At 49.1% G+C, this 5,079-nt stretch carries 2 tRNA genes and 3 rRNA genes; all 5 read left to right on the top strand.

Annotated features, from left to right (window positions below):
• Positions 1-8 precede the first annotated feature (8 nt).
• The 5 genes from M2132_RS11715 to rrf all read left to right on the top strand — a co-directional run bounded on the left by M2132_RS11715 (position 9) and on the right by rrf (position 5,069).
• Positions 9-1,537, top strand: a 16S ribosomal RNA gene (locus M2132_RS11715).
• Between the two features lie 161 nt (positions 1,538-1,698).
• A tRNA-Ile gene (locus tag M2132_RS11710) sits at positions 1,699-1,772 on the top strand.
• Between the two features lie 46 nt (positions 1,773-1,818).
• Positions 1,819-1,895 (top strand) — tRNA-Ala (locus tag M2132_RS11705).
• Positions 1,896-1,992: 97 nt separating this feature from the next.
• A 23S ribosomal RNA gene (locus M2132_RS11700) occupies positions 1,993-4,877 on the top strand.
• An 81-nt stretch (positions 4,878-4,958) separates the two neighbouring features.
• A 5S ribosomal RNA gene (gene rrf / locus M2132_RS11695) occupies positions 4,959-5,069 on the top strand.
• Together the 16S, 23S and 5S rRNA genes with 2 tRNA genes alongside form the textbook arrangement of a ribosomal RNA operon.
• Positions 5,070-5,079: the final 10 nt, after the last annotated feature.

Genomic DNA, 5,079 nt, shown 5'->3' with positions numbered 1-5,079 from the left:
AAGAATATACAAAGAAGAGTTTGATCCTGGCTCAGGATGAACGCTAGCGATAGGCCTAACACATGCAAGTCGAGGGGCAGCATGGCGGTAGCAATACTGCCGATGGCGACCGGCGCACGGGTGAGTAACGCGTATGCAACCTACCTACCACAGGGGGATAGCCCGTTGAAAGACGGATTAATACCGCATAATACAGGGATTCCGCATGGAAATATTTGTTAAAGATTTATCGGTGGTAGATGGGCATGCGTTCCATTAGTTAGTTGGTGAGGTAACGGCTCACCAAGGCAGCGATGGATAGGGGAACTGAGAGGTTTATCCCCCACACTGGTACTGAGACACGGACCAGACTCCTACGGGAGGCAGCAGTGAGGAATATTGGTCAATGGGCGAGAGCCTGAACCAGCCAAGTCGCGTGAAGGAAGACTGCCCTATGGGTTGTAAACTTCTTTTGCAGGGGGGTAAAAAACGGCACGCGTGCTGTCTTGCAAGTACCCTGCGAATAAGCATCGGCTAACTCCGTGCCAGCAGCCGCGGTAATACGGAGGATGCGAGCGTTATCCGGATTTATTGGGTTTAAAGGGTGCGTAGGCGGTATGTTAAGTCAGTGGTGAAAGTTTGGGGCTCAACCTTAAAATTGCCATTGAAACTGGTATACTTGAGTGTAAATGAAGTAGGCGGAATTTGTGGTGTAGCGGTGAAATGCATAGATATCACAAAGAACTCCAATTGCGCAGGCAGCTTACTAAGCTACAACTGACGCTGAAGCACGAAAGCGTGGGTATCAAACAGGATTAGATACCCTGGTAGTCCACGCAGTAAACGATGATTACTAGCTGTTTGCGATATACAGTAAGTGGCTAAGCGAAAGCGATAAGTAATCCACCTGGGGAGTACGCCGGCAACGGTGAAACTCAAAGGAATTGACGGGGGCCCGCACAAGCGGAGGAACATGTGGTTTAATTCGATGATACGCGAGGAACCTTACCCGGGCTTGAAATGTAATCGATTTAGGTGGAAACACTTATTCTAGCAATAGCGATTATGTAGGTGCTGCATGGTTGTCGTCAGCTCGTGCCGTGAGGTGTCGGCTTAAGTGCCATAACGAGCGCAACCCACATTGTTAGTTACTAACAGGTCAAGCTGAGGACTCTGACAAGACTGCCAGCGTAAGCTGTGAGGAAGGTGTGGATGACGTCAAATCAGCACGGCCCTTACGTCCGGGGCGACACACGTGTTACAATGGGGGGTACAGAGGGCCGCTACCTGGCAACAGGATGCTAATCTCGAAAGCCTCTCTCAGTTCGGATCGGAGTCTGCAACTCGACTCCGTGAAGCTGGATTCGCTAGTAATCGCGCATCAGCCATGGCGCGGTGAATACGTTCCCGGGCCTTGTACACACCGCCCGTCAAGCCATGAAAGCTGGGGGTACCTGAAGTACGTAACCGTAAGGAGCGTCCTAGGGTAAAACTGGTGATTGGGGCTAAGTCGTAACAAGGTAGCCGTACCGGAAGGTGCGGCTGGAACACCTCCTTTCTGGAGTTTATCTCTAATTTAGTACAAAAAGTACTACCCGAAGTCTAATGTATCATTCGGATATTGTTCACTATAAAACATTTACCAAACCTAAACATATAACAAGCAAGCGAGAAACGAAGGAGCTGCGTTAATGCGGTTACCGGGCGGTTCGATAAGCCAGTCCTATAGCTCAGTTGGTTAGAGCGCTACACTGATAATGTAGAGGTCGGCAGTTCAACTCTGCCTGGGACTACCTTGGACAGGGGCGTGAATATAAAAGCGTCTGAAGTCATAATAACGGGGGATTAGCTCAGCTGGCTAGAGCACCTGCCTTGCACGCAGGGGGTCAACGGTTCGAATCCGTTATTCTCCACCATGCCTCCGTAAAGAGGCAACAAGATCTTTGACATGATGTAAAAAAAAGAGCAAGTAGAATTACGAGTATATATCAAACCGTGTAAGCGGTAAAAATAAAAAAAGTAAGCAAGGGCGCATGGGGGATGCCTAGGCTCTCGAAGGCGAAGAAGGACGTGATAAGCTGCGATAAGCGACGGGGAGGAGCAAATATCCTTCGATCCGTTGATTTCCGAATGGGGCAACCCGGTATGGGAAGACCATACCACACTTTAAAAGTGAGCGAACGTGGGGAACTGAAACATCTAAGTACCCATAGGAAGAGAAAATAATAATGATTCCCAGAGTAGTGGCGAGCGAAATGGGAAGAGCCCAAACCGGTTATGTTTAGGCATAACCGGGGTTGTAGGACCGCGCTGTGGCAAGACTGTTAAGAAGTAGAATGTACTGGAAAGTGCAATCACAGAGGGTGATAATCCCGTATACGAATCTTAACTGAAGCTTAGCGGTATCCTGAGTAGTGCGGGACACGAGAAATCCTGTATGAACCGGCCGGGACCATCCGGTAAGGCTAAATACTTCCGAGAGACCGATAGTGAACCAGTACCGTGAGGGAAAGGTGAAAAGAACCTCGAACAGAGGAGTGAAAAAGACCCTGAAACCATGCGCTTACAAGCGGTCGGAGCTGGCAACAGTGACGGCGTGCCTTTTGCATAATGAACCTACGAGTTACTTTTGTTGGCAAGGTTAAGTGTCATCGAGGCACGGATCCGAAGCGAAAGCGAGTCTTCACAGGGCGCTATAGTCAGCAGGAGTAGACGCGAAACCAAGTGATCTACCCTTGGGCAGGTTGAAGTTTGGGTAACACCACATGGAGGACCGCACCGTTAAACGTTGAAAAGTTTTCGGATGACCTGAGGGTAGGGGTGAAAGGCTAATCAAACTTGGAGATAGCTCGTACTCCCCGAAATGCATTTAGGTGCAGCCTCGGCTTATAACTTGTGTCAGGTAGAGCGACTGATTGGATGCGAGGGCTTCACCGCCTATCAAGTCCAGATAAACTCCGAATGGGCACAAGGATTTACCGGGAGTGAGGGCATGGGTGCTAAGGTCCATGTCCGAGAGGGAAATAACCCAGACCATCAGCTAAGGTCCCCAAATACATGTTAAGTTGAATTAACGAAGTGTTGCCGCTAAGACAGCTAGGATGTTGGCTTGGAAGCAGCCATTCATTTAAAGAGTGCGTAACAGCTCACTAGTCGAGTGGCGATGCGTGGATAATAATCGGGCATAAAACATGTTACCGAAGCTATGGGATAAATATTATCGGTAGGGGAGCATTCTGTCGGCGTCGAAGGTGAAGCGTAAGCTTTGCTGGAGCTTACAGAAAAGCAAATGTAGGTATGAGTAACGATAAAGGAGGTGAGAAACCTCCTCGCCGAAAGACTAAGGTTTCCTGATCAACGCTAATCGGATCAGGGTAAGTCGGGCCCTAAGGTGTAGCCGAATGGCGGAGCCGATGGATGAACCGGTTAATATTCCGGTACTATTTGCAGGAGTGACGCGGTGACGCAGGAGTGACACTACAGCTGGCTGACGGAATAGCCAGTTTAAGGGTGTAGACGTAGACGAGGGTAGGCAAATCCGCCCTTGGAGTCGAACCTGAAAGTATAGTGAGCCTTAGGGCAAGCTAATTGTAGGTAACCATACTGCCGAGAAAACCCGCTAAGCGCTAATCCTGCACATACCCGTACTAAAACGGACACACGTAGTTGGGTTGAGTATACTAAGGCGCTCGAGTGATTCACAGTTAAGGAATTAGGCAAAATGACCCTGTAACTTCGGGATAAAGGGTACCATCAGCAATGGTGGTCGCAGAGAATAGGTCAAGGCAACTGTTTAACAAAAACACATGGCTATGCGAATTTGAAAGAAGAAGTATATAGTCTGACACCTGCCCGGTGCTGGAAGGTTAAGAGGAGAAGTCATCTTTCGGGAGAAGCTTTGAATTGAAGCCCCAGTAAACGGCGGCCGTAACTATAACGGTCCTAAGGTAGCGAAATTCCTTGTCGGGTAAGTTCCGACCTGCACGAATGGTGTAATGATCTTGACACTGTCTCAACTGTGAGCTCGGTGAAATTGTAGTATCGGTGAAGATGCCGATTACCCGCGATGGGACGAAAAGACCCCGTGAACCTTTACTATAGCTTTACATTGATTTTGGGCACTTGATGTGTAGGATAGGCCGGAGGCAATGAAGCGGGTACGCTAGTATTCGTGGAGCCATCCTTGAAATACGGCCCTTTAATTGTTTGGAATCTAACTCTGCTGAGCAGAGGACACTGTATGGTGGGTAGTTTGACTGGGGTGGTCGCCTCCAAAAGAGTAACGGAGGCTTCTAAAGGTGCGCTCAGGACGATTGGTAACCGTTCGTAGAGTGTAATGGTATAAGCGCGCTTGACTGTGAGACCCACAAGTCGAACAGGTAGGAAACTAGAGCATAGTGATCCGGTGGTTTCAGTATGGAATGGCCATCGCTCAAAGGATAAAAGGTACTCCGGGGATAACAGGCTGATCATTCCCAAGAGCTCATATCGACGGAATGGTTTGGCACCTCGATGTCGGCTCGTCACATCCTGGGGCTGGAGAAGGTCCCAAGGGTTGGGCTGTTCGCCCATTAAAGTGGCACGCGAGCTGGGTTCAGAACGTCGTGAGACAGTTCGGTCTCTATCTATCGTGGGCGTAGGATATTTGCGGGGATCTGACACTAGTACGAGAGGACCGTGTTGGACGGACCCCTGGTTTACCGGTTGTTTCGCCAGGAGCATCGCCGGGTAGCTAAGTCCGGATCGGATAAGTGCTGAAAGCATCTAAGTACGAAGCCGGCCTCAAGATAAGATATCCGTTAACAAGGGTCGTCGCAGACTACGACGTTGATAGGCTACAGGTGTAAGTGCGGTAACGTATGAAGCCGAGTAGTACTAATTACCCGGAACTTTTTTGTTAAAAACGCCAAAGGGTTTGCTATATATTAGGTATATTCGTCTTGTTCTTTTTACATTGTGTTAATAAGCTTGAAAGAAATTCAGGTGGTTTTAGCGCCGGGGCTCCACCTCTAACCATTCCGAACAGAGAAGTTAAGCCCGGTCACGCCGATGGTACTGCTTAAATGTGGGAGAGTAGGTAGCCGCCAACTTAAATCAGAG

Source organism: Dysgonomonas sp. PH5-45, from assembly GCF_029893235.1.
GTDB lineage: Bacteria > Bacteroidota > Bacteroidia > Bacteroidales > Dysgonomonadaceae > UBA1309.
The sequence above is the reverse complement of the archived record's forward strand: the minus strand, read 5'-3'. Positions and strand labels throughout refer to the sequence as shown.